Here is a 16,523-nt window from a genome sequence, read left to right as displayed (position 1 = left end):
GACCTCGCGATGCGGGTCACCACCGACGCCGTACAGATCTACGGCGGGTACGGGTACATGAGGGACTATCCGGTGGAGAAGCTGATGCGCGACGCGAAGCTCCTCCAGATCTACGAGGGGACAAGCCAGATCCAGCGCATGGTGATCGCCAAGGAAGTCATGATGCGGTAGACGGGAGTCGTCCCCGTCTTCAGGAGTCGTGGCGGGCGAGCCCGAGGATGCCGTCCGCCGCCGCGATAAGCTCCTCCTTCCACGGCAGTCCCGAGAGGAACCCCTCCGGGATTGCCGCGGCCCCGACATAACTTCCCGAGAGACTTCCGACCATCGCGCCGTTCGCTTCCGCTTCGTTGCCGAGGTTCACCGCGGCGAGCACCGCGGAGGCATACTCCTCGGGGGAGCGCAGGAAACAGGCCCACGCGAAGGGAACCCCCTCCGCAACGGTAGCGCCGTTCCCGAGAGCCTCCTGGATCTCCTCCATCTCCGCCCGGCGGAGAAGAAGAGCCGTGAGTTCGGTCCCGAGCTTTCTCGGGAGCGTGGAGCCCGCGCGCCCGGTCCTGCCTCGCGACGAACGGTCGGGTTCGATGCCGGATACGACGTGGGACAGCCCGCGGGCAAACCCCAGCACGTCGAGGGCGCCGGCGGGCGTGTGCAACAGCCTTGCGATGGCGGTCGCCTGGGCGACCGCCCCCGCGATCGCCGCCGCATGCGGGTGCGTGATGGCCGCCTCGATTCCGGCCTCCAGCTTCATGCGCCGGAAATCGACCGCGCGCAGGAGGGCGAGGGGCGTGACGCGCGCGGCGGGAGCGGTCTCCGGCGCGCTCGCGCCCGCCTCGAACCAGGGGAACCCACGATCGACCAGATTGCGGGCAAACTCCCCCTGGTGCACCGTCCCCGGCATCCGGCGCAACTTCCCGTATTCGGCGGCGATCCTCTCGGGGTCGAGTCTCTGCGCCGCAAGAAGCGCCTCCGACAGAAGCAGGCAAACGGGGGGGGGATAGTCCGGACCCAGCCCCCTCCCGGCGGCGTGCGCCGATGCCCGTTCGATTCCTCCAAACAGCTCCCGGACGTCCCGCGGCGAAAGCCCCTGGGAAGCCCTGCCCAGAATCTCCCCGATCGCTCCCCCCAGCAGGGCACCCCGGAAGCGGTCCCGGTAGTCGATCTCCGCCGCGAATTCCATCGACAATGTCTCTCCCTTCGACATGTACGAGGGAACTTTCCCCTTCCGGACGAGGAACTGGTAGATCGCCTCCGGCTCTTTTTCGAACAGGAGCGGCTGGTCCGAGTCCCTTCTCGCGATGCGCGAGGCCTTTTTCTCGGCCTGCAGGGCGATTGCCCGCGTCATCTCCCAGAAATCCTCGTTCCCCTTCACGGGGATCTTCGGAAGGGACAGCGCAAGGCTCGATGCGATCTCCTCCGGGGAATCGGGCAACAGATCGGTCTGCCCCCTGGTTCCTTCGGACGTGGAAGCCCCGGCGCCGATCTGCTGCGTCGTTTGCCTCTCGGAAAGGGGAAGCATGTCCGGTTCCCCCCCTTCGGGGGAGAGGGACGCTTTCCCGGCGGGATCGGTTGCACCCTGGGGGTATCCCCCGAAAGGGAACTCCATCAATTTGTGGATCTGCAAGGGGGAGAAGCGCATGGCCTGCAGAATGGAGAGGAGGGTTTCCGCCCGAGGAACCCTCCCTCGGTAGACGACTTGTCGAAGCAATTCGTAGCTGTACCGGAAATCTTTCCGGTCCTCCACGAATTTCTTCAGGGAACCATACCCGAGGGTTTCCAGCCTTTTTCGTAATATTTTCGAAAGGAGAGTTGGGGAAAGTTCATCCATGGGATGGAGTCCTCCGGGGCCGGATACCTTGAGGAGACACCAAAGTTACAAAATATATTGTAATAGAACAAAAAAGTATTTCAACCAAAAAAGGATAGTTGTAAGAAAAAAATAAAGTTGTTTCTTGGGTTTTGGATCGTCTACAGGGACTCGGCGATGATTTCCGCGATGTCTTTCGCCTGGACCGAGTCTTCGAGGTTGTGATGCTTGACGGCGTCGTCGAACATGGTGAGACAGTACGGGCAGGCGGACCCCGTCGCGTTGGCTCCGGTGCGCATCAGCTGGTCGAACCGGATGTGGTTGATCCTTTTTCCCGGGACCTCGAGCCACATCCCTCCGCCTCCTGCCCCGCAGCAGAACCCCCTCTCCCTGCTCTTATCGGGTTCGTTGACGGTGATTCCCGGTACCGACTGGAGCGCCTCCCGCGGTGCGTCGTAGATGTCGTTGTGCCTCCCGAGGTAGCAGGAGTCGTGAAACGCCACGAGCCGGTTGATGGATTTGGACGGCACGATCTTCCCCTGGGCGATCAGGTCCCGGAGGAGGACCGAGTGGTGGATCACCTCGACGTTCACTCCGAACTGCGGATATTCGTTCCGGAAGGTATTGAAGCAGTGCGGGCACTGGGTGATGACCTTCCGGACATGGTAGGAGGCGAACACCTCCTTGACCATCTCCAACATTCCCAGCTGGAAGAGACCCTCCTCGCCGAGTCTGCGAGCGGACTCCCCGCAGCACATCTCCTCGAGACCCAGGGTGGCGTAGTTCACGCCGGCCCGATTCAGAAGCGAGATGATCGTGCGCGTCACCTTCTGGTTCCGGGGATCGTACGCGCCGGCGCACCCGACCCAGTACAGGTATTCGAACTCCTTCTTGTCCGCGGCGAAGGGGACGGGAAGCCCGTCCGCCCACCGGATCCTGTCGTCCTGGGGAAGTCCCCAGGGATTGCCGGTATCCCCCATCTTCCGGAGGGCGAGTCGGGCCGTATCGGGAATCTTCGCCCCCGCGACGTACCCCCGGCGGACGTCGACGATCATGTCGATGTGCTCGATCAGGACCGGGCATGCCTGCATGCACGCCCGGCACGTCGTGCACGCCCAGATCTCGTCCGGGAAGAGGACGTCGTAGTTGAAGGCCGGGACAACGGGCTTCCCCGTTTTCTTGTCGATGGCGGCCGCGGAAGGGACGAGGCGGGAATCAAGGTCCCGGCTCATCTGCTCCCTCGTTTTCAGGACCACGTCCCGGGGCGACAACGCCATTTCTGCCGCGAAAGCGGGGCACTCGTCCTGGCATCGGCCGCACTTGGTGCAGGCGTCCGAGGAGAGGAGCTGTTTCCACGAAAAGTCCTCCACGTCCACGACCCCGGGTTTTTCCTCCTCCTCGATGTTCGGGACCGGCTGGAGCGCCCCCTTGGGACGGGACGTCCGTAAAAAGATGTTCACGGCCCCCGCGCCCAGGTGGAACATCTTGGAGAAGGGGATCGTCGCGAGGAACCCGAAGGCGAGGAGAAGGTGCGTCCACCACAGTCCCTGGTGGAGCGACAGCAGGTCCGGGATTGTCGACCTTCCGAAGAGGGGGGCGATGGCGTTGCTCACGTACGACACGGAGGCCGCGGCGGGCCGCGTCGCCGCGATGCGGACCGCCTCGATCAGAAACCCCGTGACGCCGATTGCGCCGATCAGGAGAAGCTGCAGGAGGTCGTCGCCGTCCGTGGTCAGCCCTATCGGCCGGAAGAGAATCCTGCGGACCAGGGCGACGAAAATTCCCGCGATCAGAAGCAGCCCGAACGTGTTGGCGAACAGCTTGAAGACGATGTAGAAATTGCCGTCCAGGATCCGGATGCCGAAGTCGTATTCGACCGCGACGAGACAGGTGACGATGAACAGGACGATGAACGCGGAATAGATGGAAAGATGCATCAGCCCGCCGATTTTTTTCTCGAGAACCTTCTGTTGCCCCAGGCCGATCTTCAGTGCGTCCATCGTGCGATCCCACAGGTTGTCCAGCCGGTTCTCCCGTTCCGTCCTCCCCCTGCGGTACGTCCCGATCCGCTCGTACAACCCCCAGGCGAAGACGATGATCACCACGCCGAACAGGGAATACATGATGACCGCCGCCAAATGGGGCAGATTCCACATGATTTCCCGGCCGAGGATTTTCATTCGAGGGCTCCTTTCGAGGGTTCGGCGGATATTTTTATCAGAACACCCCGGGGCTGCTCAAGACAAATATAAACGAATCCGCTGCGGGAGATTGGATATACTGAGCGGGGAATTGCTTCGAGCGGAATGGGAGCGGTCGTGCGCCCGGCTGCAAGTACCGGATCCCGGGACCCCTGGCTCGCCGGCCTCCAGAGATCCATTCCCTCAGATCCCGGCATTCGAGGGCCGCTGCATCCACTCCGGCTTCGTTGCCCGCCCTCACCGTACCGCGGCGGGTACGCCTCGGCCGGGCGCCTCGCCGGAAGCGGCGCATCGACCCTCTCGGTGCACGGTCTCTTCAGGAACGGACCTCTGGAAGCCGGGGGGCTCCGTTTTCCAATGCTCGCGACCTTGCGCCCGTTCGCTGCCGGTTCCGCTCGACGCGATTCACCGGGGACATTCCTGATTCATCTCCGGGATGCGGGAGAGGAGTGTCCCCGCCCACGCTCCGTCGACCCCCCCGCATCGCCTGGGGTCCCCGGTTGCCGGCGCAACAAGCCGAAGGAGTGGGGGCGCGAGCCACGAACGGCGCCCCCCTCCGAGGCTGCGGAGCGATAGCCGCCCGCGAGCCCCGGGCACCGGGAGGGGAAACGCCGGGGACATTCCTTGAGGTCGTCGGTAGTACGGTTGCAGGAGTGTCCCCGCCCACGGATCCGATACCGTATTTACGAGACGCAGCACTTAGGAAGGGGACAAGGACAGGGAGGGTCACGGTGTGACGAGGAAGTGGACCGAGGATCTGTCCGTGGGGGTGGACGTCATCGACGCCCAGCACAAGGAGCTGTTCGCGACGGCCGACGCGCTCCTTACGGCCGTCGAGAGAGGGGAGGGGCAGGGGGATGTCACGAAGGTGATCGTCTTTCTCGAGGAGTACGTCGGGAACCATTTCCAGATGGAAGAGATGTACATGAAGCGGTACAGCTACCAGGACTACCCCCGGCACAAGATCGAGCACACGGCCTTCATCCAGGATTTCTACGATCTCCGCCAGGAACTCGACAACGACGGGGTGACCCCCGACCTCACGGTCCGGCTCGCGGACCGGATCGGGGAATGGCTCGCCGACCACATCGGCCAAATGGACAAGGCCCTGGGAACGTTCCTGAGAGGACGAAGATAGGGGCTCGCCCCGCGGGGAGGGCAGGGCGGGTGTGATAAACTGACTTGATGGATAATCAATCGCTTTCCGCCCTCCGGGAGATCTTCGGGGAGCGGCTCCATACATCCCTCGAACAGCGCATCTGCTACTCGTACGACGCCACGGGAAAGATGTTCCTGCCCGAGGCGGTCGCGTTTCCGGTGAACGCCGAGGAGGTCCGCCAGACCATTCTCCTGGCGAACGAACACCGGTTCCCGGTGATCCCCCGCGGCGCCGGATCGGGCTTTTCCGGGGGGTCGGTCCCCGTGCGGGGGGGGCTCGTCCTTTCGCTCGAGCGAATGGACCGCATCCTTTCGATCGACACGGAGAACCTCGTCGCGGTCGTCGAGCCGGGTGTCGTCACGGAAACCTTGAAGGAGGAGGCGAAAAAACGGGGGCTTTTCTATCCCCCCGATCCCGCATCCCTCAAGTTCTGCACCATCGGGGGGAACATCGCCGAATGTTCCGGGGGGATGTGCGCGGTCAAGTACGGAGTCACGAGGGATTACGTGATGGGGCTCGAGGCGGTCCTCGGCACGGGGGAGCTTGTCCGGACAGGGGTCTACACCGTGAAGGGGGTCGTCGGGTACGATCTGACGAGGCTGCTCGTCGGCTCGGAGGGAACCCTCGGAATCGTCACGAAAGCGGTCCTGAAGCTCATCCCCTTTCCGGAAACGGCTGCGACGATTCTCGCCTTCTTCCGCAGCAATCACGACGGATCGAGCGCGGCGGCGGGGATCATCCGGGAGCGCATCACCCCTTGCGCCCTGGAGTTGATGGACCGGACGGCGATCGACTGCGTCCGGGAGAACGCCGGCCTGACCGTGCCGGAAGAGGCCGGGTGCGCCCTCCTGATCGAGGTGGACGGGGCGAAGGAATCCGTGGCCGCGGAGGCGGACAGGGTGGAGCAGGCGTGCCGGCGGTATGGGGCGATCGAGGTCGGCAGGGCGGCGGACGATCCGGGAAGGGAACGGCTGTGGACGCTGCGCCGGTCGATCTCCCCCGCGCTCCGGAAGGTGAACCCGGTGAAGATCAACGAGGACATCGTCGTCCCCCGCAGCCGTCTCCCCGAGATGATGTCGTTCCTCGCGGACGTGGCCTCCCGCAGAAACCTGAAGATCGTCAACTTCGGCCACGCGGGGGACGGCAACGTCCACGTGAACCTCATGATCTCCGGGACGGACGAGGACGAGCGGCGGCGGGCGGACGAGGCGGTATACGAGATCTTCGCCAAAACCCTCGCGCTCGGCGGGACGATCTCGGGGGAGCACGGAATCGGGATCTCCAAGGCCCCTTTTCTCGAAATGGAGGTGGGGCCGCTGGGTGTCTCCGTGATGAAGAGACTGAAAGGGTGCTTCGACCCGAACGGGATCCTGAACCCCGGGAAGATCTTCATGGAAGAGCAGGTGGCGCAACGGTGAGCCGCGAGGAACTTGCCGCACTGACCGCGGCCTGCGCGAAGTGCGGGACCTGCAGGACGGTGTGCACCCTCTATCCGGAACGGAAGGCGGAGATATCGGTGGCCCGGGGGAAAGTGACCCTGGTGGAGGCCGCCGCCTCCGGTCTCGACGGGGATGCGGAAGCGTTGCAGGAGGCCTTGTCCGACTGCCTGCTCTGCGGACGATGCGAGCGGGCGTGCCCCAACCAGGTGCTGGTGGAGGAGATCATCATGAAGGGGCGGGCCGACCTGGCGGAGGAACTGGGCATTCCGGCGTGGAAGCAGGTGGTCTTCGGAAAGGTGATGCCGTCCGCCGCGGCGAAGAACGCGGCGCGCAGGGTGGCGGCGGCGGCCCAGAAGCTCTTTTTGCGCAAGGTGCCCGCGGGGAGCGGGCTCCACTACCGGTTCCCGGAAAAGTTCGGCGGGGAGGGGCGCACGGTCCCGGCGCTTCCGGGGACGAGTTTTTCGGGCTCCCTCTCCCCCGGGGAGGCGGTACGCGGCGAGGTGATCCTTTTCGTCGGGTGCGTGTTCGACCATGTCTTTCCCCAGGTGGGGCAGGCCGCCTACGAGACCTTGCGCCTGTCGGGGAAAGGGATTTCCGTGTCCCGCGACGCGGCATGCTGCGGGCTTCCCGCGCTGGTGTCGGGGGACAGGGCGTCGGCTCTCCGGTGCGTCGAGGAGAACGTGCGCAGGCTCTCCGCCGCTTCTCCCGAACGGATCGTGTTCCCGTGCGGATCGTGCCTTCTCATGTTCCGGCGGAACATGCTTGCGTTCCTGCCGAAGGACCATCCCTTCTACGGGCACGCCACCCGCGTGGCGGACCTGTGCCAGGACTACGCAAGCTTCCTCCTCGAAACCGGGGTCGTCTCCCGGCTTCCCGATCCTCCGAAAGGAGAGAAAACGGGGCAGATCGGGTATCACGACCCGTGCCATCTCTCCGGCACGCTCGGCAAGGGCAGGGAGGGACGGGAAGTGCTCCGCAGGTCCGTGGGGGACTCGTTCGCCGAGATGAGGGGGGCGGATCTGTGCTGCGGGTACGGGGGGACGTTCAACATCCGCGATTACCCGACTTCCTCCAGGATCGGGCAAAACAAGGTTTCCGTCGCGGCGGAAGGGGGAACCGCCGTGATCGCCACCGCCTGTTCCGGCTGCATCCTCCAGATGCGCGACATGGCCGCCCGAACCGATCCGTCCCTGCGGATCGTTCACCTTGCGGAACTGGTTTTCCAAGCGATTTCCCGTCGTTGACATATCTCGCAGCGGGATGGTATGAAACTCCATTACCGCTTCGCACATTGCCTTAGGAGGGGGAAGGCATGTCTCTTCAGGAGATGTTCGACGAACTGCGCAAAAAGAATGCTTTGGCGCTGGAGGGGGGCGGGAAGAAACGGATCGAGACGCAGCACGCGCAAGGGAAACTCACGGCCCGGGAGCGGATCCAGCTTCTCCTCGACCCGAATTCGTTCGTGGAGCTCGACCGGTTCGTCCAGCACCGGTGCGCGGATTTCGAGATGGAGAAGTATCTGGGGGACGGCGTCGTCACCGGGTACGGCCAGGTCAACGGACGTCTCGTCTATGTTTTCGCGCAGGATTTCACCATCTTCGGCGGGTCCCTCTCGGAGACGTACGCCGAGAAGATCTGCAAGATCATGGACCACGCGGCGCGCAACGGTGCGCCGTTCATCGGGCTCAACGATTCCGGGGGGGCCCGGATCCAGGAAGGGGTTCACAGCCTGGCCGGCTATGCCTACATCTTCCTGCGCAACACCCTGTACTCCGGTGTCATCCCCCAGATCTCCGCCATCATGGGGCCGTGTGCGGGGGGAGCGGTGTACTCCCCGGCGATCACCGACTTCATCCTGATGGTAAAGAACACTTCCTACATGTTCGTGACCGGCCCCGACGTCATCAAGACCGTGACCCACGAGGAGGTGACCAAGGAGGATCTGGGGGGAGCGATGTCGCACAACGAGCGCAGCGGCGTGGCGCATTTTGCCGCCGAGGACGAGAAGGAGTGCCTGTTCATGATCCGTGAGCTTCTCTCCTTCCTCCCCCAGAACAACATGGAGGATCCCCCGCTCGTCACCCCCAAGGACTCCCCCGACCGGATGGACGAGAGTCTCAACCAGATCGTCCCCGACATCCCGACGAAGCCGTACGACATCCGGGATGTCATCAAGAAAGTAGTGGACGACGGCTACTTCTTCGAGGTCCAGGAGCATTACGCCAGGAACATCGTCATCGGATTCGCGAGGATGAACGGCCGGACCGTCGGGATCACCGCCAACCAACCCGCCATTCTCGCCGGGTGCCTCGACATCAATTCGGCCATCAAGGGGGCGCGCTTCGTCCGGTTCTGCGACGCATTCAACATCCCTCTTCTGACCTTCGTCGACGTCCCGGGTTTTCTGCCGGGGACCGGCCAGGAGTACGGGGGGATCATCAAGCACGGGGCGAAGCTCCTGTATGCCTTCGCCGAGTCGACCGTTCCGAAGGTGACCGTCATTACCCGCAAGGCGTACGGCGGCGCGTACGACGTCATGGCGTCCAAGCACATCCGGGCGGACGTGAACTTCGCCTACCCGACCGCCGAGATCGCCGTGATGGGCCCGGACGGGGCGGTCAACATCATCTTCCGGAAGGAACTCGTCAAGTCGGACAACCCGGAGAAGACCAAGGCGGAACTCGTCGCCGACTACCGCGCCCGGTTCGCCTCGCCCTACAAGGCGGCCGAACTCGGGTTCATCGACGAGGTCATCATGCCGGAAGAGACCCGTCCCAAGGTCATCCAGGCATTCGAGATGCTGAAAAACAAGCGTGACGTAAACCCTGCGCGCAAGCACGGCAACATTCCCCTGTAGGAGGCCGACCTTGTTCAAAAAAATCCTGATCGCCAACCGGGGAGAGATTGCCGTACGGGTGGAACGGGCCTGCCAGGAGATGGGGATACGAACCGTGGCGGTCTACTCCGAGGCGGACCGGCACGCGCTCCACGTCCGGTGCGCGGACGAGGCGTATCTGATCGGACCTCCCCCCGCCACCGAGTCGTACCTGGTCATCGACAAGATCATCGACGCCGCGAAGCGAAGCGGCGCGGAAGCGATCCACCCCGGTTACGGATTCCTCGCCGAAAACCCGTTGTTCGCCGATCGGTGCGAGAGGGAAAAGATCAAGCTGATCGGGCCTTCCGCCCACTCGATGCGGACGATGGGGTCGAAGACGCTCGCCCGGAAAACGGTGCAGGCGGCAGGGGTGCCGGTCGTCCCGGGGACGATCGAGCCGATCGTGACCGAGGAGGAAGTCCTCCGGATCTCGAAACAGATCGGTTTTCCGGTGATGCTCAAGGCTACCGCGGGCGGCGGCGGAAAGGGGCTGCGCCTCGTGAAAGCCGAGGAGGACCTGCGCTCCTCGCTGCGGATGGCGAAGTCGGAGGCGAAGTCCGCCTTCAGCGACGATTCGGTCTACATCGAGAAGTACATCGAGAACCCCCGGCACGTGGAGATTCAAATCCTGGGCGACCGGCACGGGAACTACGTCCACCTGTGCGAGCGGGAGTGCTCCATCCAGCGCCGGCACCAGAAGGTGATCGAGGAATCCCCCTCGGTGATCGTCACGCCCGAGATCCGGGCGGCGATGGGGAAGGTGGCGATCGAGGCCGCCCGTGCCGTCCGGTACGAGGGGGCCGGCACCTGCGAATTCCTGATGGACAGGGACCGGAACTATTTCTTCCTCGAGATGAACACGAGGCTCCAGGTCGAGCACCCGGTCACCGAGATGGTGACCGGCGTCGACATCGTCAAGGAGCAGATCCGGATCGCCGCAGGGGAGAAGCTCTCTCTCCGGCAGGAGGAGGTCAAGCAGACCGGCCACGCGATCGAGTGCCGGGTCTATGCAGAGGATCCCGACAACAACTTCATGCCGTGCCCCGGCCTCATCACTTCGCTTCGGACGCCGGGAGGCCCCGGCGTGCGGGACGACTCGGGAGTCTTCGAGGGGTTCGAAATTCCCATCTACTACGACCCGATCATCTCGAAGCTGGTCGTCTGGGGGAAGGACCGCCAGGAAGCCGTCGCCCGGATGAAACGGGCGCTCCACGAATACGTCGTGACGGGAGTCAAGACGTCGATCCCGTTCCATATCCGGGTGATGAACAACCGTCACTTCCTCGACGGGAACTTCGACACGAACTTCATCGAAAATGTGTTTTTCCGGGAGGAGAGGGAGCGGGAGCTCCCCCACTTCGAGGTTGCCGTGATCGCCGCGGCGATCCAGCTCTTCCTCGACGAAAGAAAGCGGGCGATCTCGCAGCGGGGTCCCGGGACGGGGGAACCGGTGTCGATGTGGAAGTATGCCGGCCGTCCCGGAATGCCGAAAATCCTGTAGGAGCGGGCCATGAACTACGTTGCCACGATCGGGAACCGGGAGGTCAAGATCACGGTGGAGGAGGTCGGGGTCGCCCGGTACATGGTGAGAGGAGACGAAAAGGAGTACCTGGTCGACGCCCACCAAGTCCAGGGCAGCGTCTGGTCCATCCTGTACGGCACCAACTCCTTCGAGGTGGACGTTCAGCGCAAAGGCGACGATTACGAGGTGCTGATCGGCGGGGATTGCCACAAGTTCACGCTGATGAACGAACAGCTCAAGGCGCTGAGTCGCGCGGGAGGAAAGGCAGCGGCGGGGAAAGCGCTGGTCATCTCGCCGATGCCGGGGAAGGTGGTGAAGCTCCTCGTCAACGAGGGGGAAGAGGTGCAGAGCGACCAGGGGGTGATCGTCGTCGAGGCGATGAAGATGGAGAACGAGCTGAAGTCCGCCATGGCCGGGAAGGTCAAGGAGATTTTCGTGAAGGAAGGCGAGATCGTCGAATCGGGGACGAAGCTGCTCCTGGTGGAATAGGGGGGCGGAATGCCGGCACGGAAGGGAAAGGCCGCGGAGATCTCCCGCATCCGGGCGGCGCGGGAGCGGTGGGAGAAGAAGGTCCTGGCGCCGGTGATCGCGAAATCTCCCGAGAGGCGGAAGCGCTTCGAGAGCACCTCTGGTGAGACGATCGAGCGGCTGTACACACCGCTGGACCTGGAGAATATCGATTCCCTGGCGGACGCGGGATTTCCCGGGGAATACCCCTTTACCCGGGGCGTGCAGCCGACCATGTACCGCGGCCGGTTCTGGACGATGAGGCAATACGCGGGCTTCGGGGACGCGCGGGAGTCGAACCGGAGATACCGGTATCTGCTTGCCCAGGGGCAGACGGGGCTCTCGGTGGCGTTCGACCTTCCCACCCAGATGGGGTACGACTCGGACAACCCGGTCGCGGCGGGCGAGGTCGGGAAAGTCGGCGTCGCGATCGACTCGATCGAGGACATGGAGGTCCTCTTCGACAAGATCCCCCTCGGGAAAGTGTCGACCTCGATGACGATCAACTCCACCGCCTCGATCCTGCTGGCGATGTACATCGCGGTGGGGGAGAAACAGGGGGTTTCCCCGGCGGCCTTGAACGGAACGATCCAGAACGACATCCTCAAGGAATACATCGCGAGAGGGACCTACATCTACCCGCCGGCGCCGTCCATGCGGATCATCACCGACATCTTCGCCTTTTGCAAGGACCGGGTGCCGAAGTGGAACACGATCAGCATCTCGGGGTACCACATCCGGGAGGCGGGCTCCACGGCGGCGCAGGAGATCGCGTTCACGCTGGCCAACGGAATCGCCTACGTGCAGGCGGCGATCGACGCGGGGATGTCGGTGGATTCGTTCGCCTCCCGACTCGCGTTCTTCTTCAACGCCCACAACACCTTCCTCGAGGAGGTGGCCAAGTTCCGGGCGGCCCGGCGCCTCTGGGCCAGGATCATGCGGGAACGGTTCCGGGCGAGGGACCCGAGGTCGTGGATGCTTCGGTTTCACACCCAGACCGCCGGGTCGTCGCTCACGGCCCAGCAGCCGGACAACAACATCGTGCGCGTGACCGTCCAGGCCCTCGCGGCCGTCCTCGGGGGGACGCAGTCCCTTCATACCAACTCCCGGGACGAGGCGCTCTCGCTTCCCACCGAGGATTCGGTCCGCATCGCCCTCCGGACGCAGCAGGTTCTCGCCCACGAGAGCGGCGTGGGGGACACGGTCGACCCCCTGGGCGGCTCCTACTGCGTGGAGGCGATGACCTCCCTGCTCGAGCGGCAGGCGGAGGAGTATATCGCGAAGATCGATCGGATGGGGGGAGTGGTCAGCGCGATCGACCGCGGTTTCGTCCAGAAGGAGATCCAGGACGCCGCCTTCCGGTATCAGCAGGAGATCGAGCGGAAGGACCAGATCATCGTCGGGATGAACGAGTTCACGATCCGGGAGTCGAAGCCTACGAGCCTGCTGACGGTCGACCCGAAGATCGAGAAAGCGCAGCGGCAGCGTCTCGCGGCCCTCCGCAAGAAGCGGGACAACCGCGCGGTCCGGGACGCGCTGTCCGTCCTGGAGAAGGCATGCCGCGGCAGGGAGAACCTCATGCCTCCGGTTCTGGCGGCCGTAAAGGCCCGTGCCACTCTCGGGGAGATCTCCGACGTGATGCGGGGGGTCTTCGGCACGTTCCGGGGGAAGATCACGATCTGAACAAGGAGGAAAACGATGGCCGGGATCCAGTGGGAGAGAGACTTCGGATCGGCGATGGAAAAGGCGAAGCAGACCGGCAAACCGGTTTTCCAGGACTTCTGGTTCGACGGCTGAATCGGCTGCGCCAGGATGAATACGGGTCCGTATTCCGACGAGAAGGTGCAAAGATTCGTTCATGAGCGTTTCATCCCCGTGCGAAGCGAATGTTTCTGGGACAACCCGACCCCCCTGATGCAGAAGTACGGGATCAAGTGGACCCCGACCTTCCTCGTCCACGATCCCGAGGGGAACGAACATCACCGGTTCGTGGGGTATGTCCCCGTGGACGATCTCTTCGCGCAACTCGGCCTGGGGATCGGAAAGATGTATTACGACACGGACCGGTTCGCCGAGGCGATCGACCAGTTCCGGACGGTGATCGAGCGGCACCCGGACGCGGGGGCGTCCCCCGAGGCGGTCTTCCTGAAGGGAGTGGCCGAATACAAGCACACCCATGACGCCAAGGCGCTGCGGCGCGCCTACGATACGCTGAAGGCGAAATATCCGCAAACGGAATGGGCCAGAAGGGCGGATCCGTATTCCGCGATCCCGCTCTGAACCGATAGACGGGGCAGCCGCTCCACCTCGGGGACGGCTGCCCCGCCTCCTTCCCTTCGCTTCACCTTCCGCCCGCCGATGGATTTCTGGTACATTGAGTCGATGGTGAATTGGCGGCACGTCATGCGATCGCTCCTCCCCCTGATCGCCGCCCTCCTGGCAGCAGCGTGCTCGACTCCTCACGTGGCGGAACCGGGGCAGGACCTTCGCTCCCGTGCCCCGCAGCGGGTCCCCCCGCAATCTTCCGCGCCGCTGATCGCGGTCTTTTGCTATCACGACATCTCGGACAGGCCGGACGCCCCCTCCATCACAATCTCTCCCGCTCTCCTGCAGGCGCAGATCCAGGGCTTGAAGCGGGATGGGTGGACCTTCCTCTCCCTCTCGGAACTGCTTTCCTACAAGGAACGCCCGGCGGATCTTCCCCCCCGGGTGGCGGTGCTTTCGTTCGATGACGCGTACCGGAGCTTTTCCGAGCAGGTGCTGCCCCTCCTGCGGAAGGAGAACGTGAGGGCGACGCTGTCGATCGTCACCTCGTTCCTCGATGATCCGCCAAAGGATCTGGCTCCGCTGATGTCGTGGGAGCAGGTCCGGGAAGCGGACCGAAGCGGCCTGGTGGAGATAGCGTCCCACAGCCACAATCTTCACCGGTACGTGACGTCAAACCCCTACCGGGACACCGATCCATCCGTCACCACGCGGCGGTACATCCTCGAGGAGGCAAGGTACGAGGACCGGGAGGAGTACCGGGCGCGCATACGGGAGGACCTTAGGGAGTCGCGTCGCATCCTCCGGGAGAAGCTGGGGCACGATGTGACGGTGCTCGCCTGGCCGTATGGCGGTCACAATGCGGTGGCCCGCGACATCGCCTCCGGGGAGGGGTTTGTCGTGACCCTGGGGCTGGGGGGGACCTCCGCCCGGCCGGAAGATCTGCGGACGGGTCATCTTCCGAGGGTGATGGTGTACCGGGGCAGCAGGATCGAGGGGAAGGGGCTGGGGTGGCTTTCCCCGCCTCGCCTTCCCGTGCGGGCCGCGCAGGTGGACCTCGACGCCGTGTACGATCCCGACCCCGCGGTCTTCGTAAAAAGAGTGACCGAGGTGGTGGAGAAGGTGGGCCGCATGGGTGCCACGCACGTCTTCCTGCAGGCATGTCCCGATCCCGACGGGTCCGGTTTCTACCGGGCGGCCTGGTTCCAGAACCACCAGGTACCCGTGCGCGCGGACATCTGGTCGATGGTCGCCCACAAGTTCCGCCAGGCGGGGGTGCGCGTATGGATCCGGGCCCCTTCCATGAACCTCACCTGGATATGGGAACAGCACCCCGAATGGCGGATCCCCTTCCGGAAGAGAAAAGGGGGGAAAGAGGTCACCCCGTGGTATTTCCGTCTCTCCCCGGACCTGGAAGGCACGCGAATGGCCGCGATCGACCTCTTTACGGACATCGCCGTCTATCTCCCCATCCAGGGGGTGCTCTTCGACGACGACGCCTACATGCTGGAGGGGGAGAAGCTGGGGGAGAGCAAGGCCTCCACCCCCCAGGCGAAGTCCGCCGCGATGCGGGACCTGATCGAGGGGATCAAGGAGGCGGTGCTTGCCTGGCGTCCGGAGTGCCGGTTCGGCCGGAACATCTACGCTCCCGCCGTGGAAAAGGAGGGAGTCCACCCGGGTTATTCCCAGGATTTCGGCCAGTTTCTCAAGGATTACGACCTGACGGTGGTCATGGCGTATGCGCGGATGGAAGGGCACGAACAAGATGCGGAAGCGTGGGCGGAGTCCCTGGCACGCCGGGCCAGCCGGAAGTGGATCCCGCAAAGAGGCAGGGAGCTTGATGCCCCCCCCGTCATGCTCAAGTTCCAGGCCTACGACTGGTCGAAAGAAGAGTGGGTCCCCGGGGAGGAACTCGAGGCGATGGTAAGGGGGGCAAGGCGCGCCATGGCCGTGGACCTGGGGGTCTATCCCGTCCTTCCGGAAAAGGGGAATATCCCGGTGGGGCTATTCGGCGAGCCCGTCCCTGCCTTTGGCTCAGAAGGGTATCCGGATGCGAACTAGCCCGCCGAAGCGGCGGAACCCCTCCCCCTGTCCCCGGGCGTGCGAGTCGGACGCGAACCCCCCGACCGACACAAGGCCCAGGCCGATCTTCCTGTCCAGGCCCAGTTCCGCCGAGTACGTCGGACCGCTTTTTGCCCCTTTTTCCTGCTGGGCCCCGGCCATCACGGTGCCGTGGAACACCCAGCGGGGGCGGAACTGCCATCCCCAGTCCACGCCCGCCTCTTCCGTCGTATACGCTTCCGGGTCGAACACGCCGACGTCGAGGTCTTCGGAGAACCCGAGCCAGCCGAATCGCAAGATCCCAGCCACGTGGACGAGGTCGCCCCTGAGGTAGAGACGGCGGGTCAGCTCCAGGCCGAACCGCTCCCCCCGGTTTTCGCTGGCCTGCCCCGTTTCATTTTCGTTGTGGTGGTAGAGAAGAGCGGCGGAGGCGGTGATCTCGGTCTTCCAGAGGAAGTTCCTGGACGCCGACAGGCTCAGCGTGTCGGACGTGACCAGGTTCTGGAGGGAGAGGACGGAGTCCCAGTGGCCGTGCTCCCAATCGAGGTTGAACCGGACGGTGTCCGCCGGCGTGATCGTCACGCCGAAATTGCCCGACCAGGGATGAAAGTCGTTGATGTCATACCGGGCATATCCGCCTCCCGCGTGCCATTCGATCGCCGGAGACCGGCGGAACGAGAAGGAGAG

12 protein-coding genes are annotated in these 16,523 nt (G+C 64.1%); 9 read left to right on the top strand and 3 right to left on the bottom strand.

Annotated features, from left to right (window positions below):
* Positions 1-190 precede the first annotated feature (190 nt).
* Both VJ307_03990 and VJ307_03985 read right to left on the bottom strand, forming a co-directional pair.
* Positions 191-1,825, bottom strand: coding sequence for an ADP-ribosylglycohydrolase family protein (locus VJ307_03990; protein ID HJX73296.1), 1,635 nt, complete (start codon positions 1,823-1,825; stop codon positions 191-193).
* Between the two features lie 140 nt (positions 1,826-1,965).
* Positions 1,966-3,984: a (Fe-S)-binding protein gene (locus tag VJ307_03985; GenBank protein HJX73295.1), complete on the bottom strand. Its 2,019-nt coding sequence runs from the start codon at positions 3,982-3,984 to the stop codon at positions 1,966-1,968.
* A 754-nt stretch (positions 3,985-4,738) separates the two neighbouring features.
* On the opposite strand from VJ307_03985, the gene VJ307_03980 reads away from it, so the two are divergent.
* The 9 genes from VJ307_03980 to pgaB all read left to right on the top strand — a co-directional run bounded on the left by VJ307_03980 (position 4,739) and on the right by pgaB (position 15,836).
* The gene (locus VJ307_03980) at positions 4,739-5,143 is read left to right on the top strand and encodes a hemerythrin family protein (GenBank protein ID HJX73294.1); all 405 of its coding nucleotides are present in this window, start codon (positions 4,739-4,741) and stop codon (positions 5,141-5,143) included.
* Between the two features lie 47 nt (positions 5,144-5,190).
* Positions 5,191-6,582 carry an FAD-linked oxidase C-terminal domain-containing protein gene (locus VJ307_03975; protein HJX73293.1) on the top strand — a complete coding sequence of 464 codons (1,392 nt, stop codon included), beginning with the start codon at positions 5,191-5,193 and terminating at the stop codon, positions 6,580-6,582.
* Positions 6,579-7,847 carry a (Fe-S)-binding protein gene (locus VJ307_03970; protein HJX73292.1) on the top strand — a complete coding sequence of 423 codons (1,269 nt, stop codon included), beginning with the start codon at positions 6,579-6,581 and terminating at the stop codon, positions 7,845-7,847. The genes VJ307_03975 and VJ307_03970 overlap by 4 nt, the downstream gene beginning before the upstream one ends.
* 68 nt (positions 7,848-7,915) lie before the next feature.
* Positions 7,916-9,460, top strand: a complete 1,545-nt coding sequence (locus VJ307_03965; protein ID HJX73291.1) for an acyl-CoA carboxylase subunit beta — start codon at positions 7,916-7,918, stop codon at positions 9,458-9,460.
* Between the two features lie 10 nt (positions 9,461-9,470).
* A complete protein-coding gene (gene accC, locus VJ307_03960; GenBank protein HJX73290.1) occupies positions 9,471-10,982 on the top strand; it encodes an acetyl-CoA carboxylase biotin carboxylase subunit in 1,512 nt (503 codons plus the stop codon).
* Between the two features lie 9 nt (positions 10,983-10,991).
* Positions 10,992-11,492 carry a biotin/lipoyl-containing protein gene (locus VJ307_03955; GenBank protein ID HJX73289.1) on the top strand — a complete coding sequence of 167 codons (501 nt, stop codon included), beginning with the start codon at positions 10,992-10,994 and terminating at the stop codon, positions 11,490-11,492.
* Between the two features lie 9 nt (positions 11,493-11,501).
* Positions 11,502-13,193, top strand: a complete 1,692-nt coding sequence (locus VJ307_03950) for a methylmalonyl-CoA mutase family protein (GenBank protein HJX73288.1) — start codon at positions 11,502-11,504, stop codon at positions 13,191-13,193.
* 129 nt (positions 13,194-13,322) lie between these two features.
* The gene (locus VJ307_03945) at positions 13,323-13,790 is read left to right on the top strand and encodes a hypothetical protein (GenBank protein HJX73287.1); all 468 of its coding nucleotides are present in this window, start codon (positions 13,323-13,325) and stop codon (positions 13,788-13,790) included.
* Between the two features lie 102 nt (positions 13,791-13,892).
* Positions 13,893-15,836, top strand: a complete 1,944-nt coding sequence (pgaB, locus tag VJ307_03940; GenBank protein HJX73286.1) for a poly-beta-1,6-N-acetyl-D-glucosamine N-deacetylase PgaB — start codon at positions 13,893-13,895, stop codon at positions 15,834-15,836.
* Here pgaB and VJ307_03935 read toward each other — a convergent pair.
* A partial coding sequence (locus tag VJ307_03935; protein HJX73285.1) for a hypothetical protein occupies positions 15,810-16,523 on the bottom strand: 714 nt, incomplete at its 5' end. The genes pgaB and VJ307_03935 overlap by 27 nt on opposite strands.

This window comes from Candidatus Deferrimicrobiaceae bacterium (assembly GCA_035256765.1).
Classification (GTDB): domain Bacteria; phylum Desulfobacterota; class Deferrimicrobia; order Deferrimicrobiales; family Deferrimicrobiaceae; genus CSP1-8.
The sequence above is the reverse complement of the archived record's forward strand: the minus strand, read 5'-3'. Positions and strand labels throughout refer to the sequence as shown.

Bases quoted from the DNA above. Each gene is read 5' to 3' on its own strand.
- VJ307_03990 (HJX73296.1), bottom strand. From the start codon at position 1,825: ATGGATGAACTTTCCCCAACTCTCCTTTCGAAAATATTACGAAAAAGG.
- VJ307_03985 (HJX73295.1), bottom strand. From the start codon at position 3,984: ATGAAAATCCTCGGCCGGGAAATCATGTGGAATCTGCCCCATTTGGCG.
- VJ307_03975 (HJX73293.1), top strand. From the start codon at position 5,191: ATGGATAATCAATCGCTTTCCGCCCTCCGGGAGATCTTCGGGGAGCGG.
- VJ307_03965 (HJX73291.1), top strand. From the start codon at position 7,916: ATGTCTCTTCAGGAGATGTTCGACGAACTGCGCAAAAAGAATGCTTTG.
- VJ307_03955 (HJX73289.1), top strand. From the start codon at position 10,992: ATGAACTACGTTGCCACGATCGGGAACCGGGAGGTCAAGATCACGGTG.
- VJ307_03950 (HJX73288.1), top strand. From the start codon at position 11,502: ATGCCGGCACGGAAGGGAAAGGCCGCGGAGATCTCCCGCATCCGGGCG.
- VJ307_03945 (HJX73287.1), top strand. From the start codon at position 13,323: ATGAATACGGGTCCGTATTCCGACGAGAAGGTGCAAAGATTCGTTCAT.
- pgaB (HJX73286.1), top strand. From the start codon at position 13,893: ATGGTGAATTGGCGGCACGTCATGCGATCGCTCCTCCCCCTGATCGCC.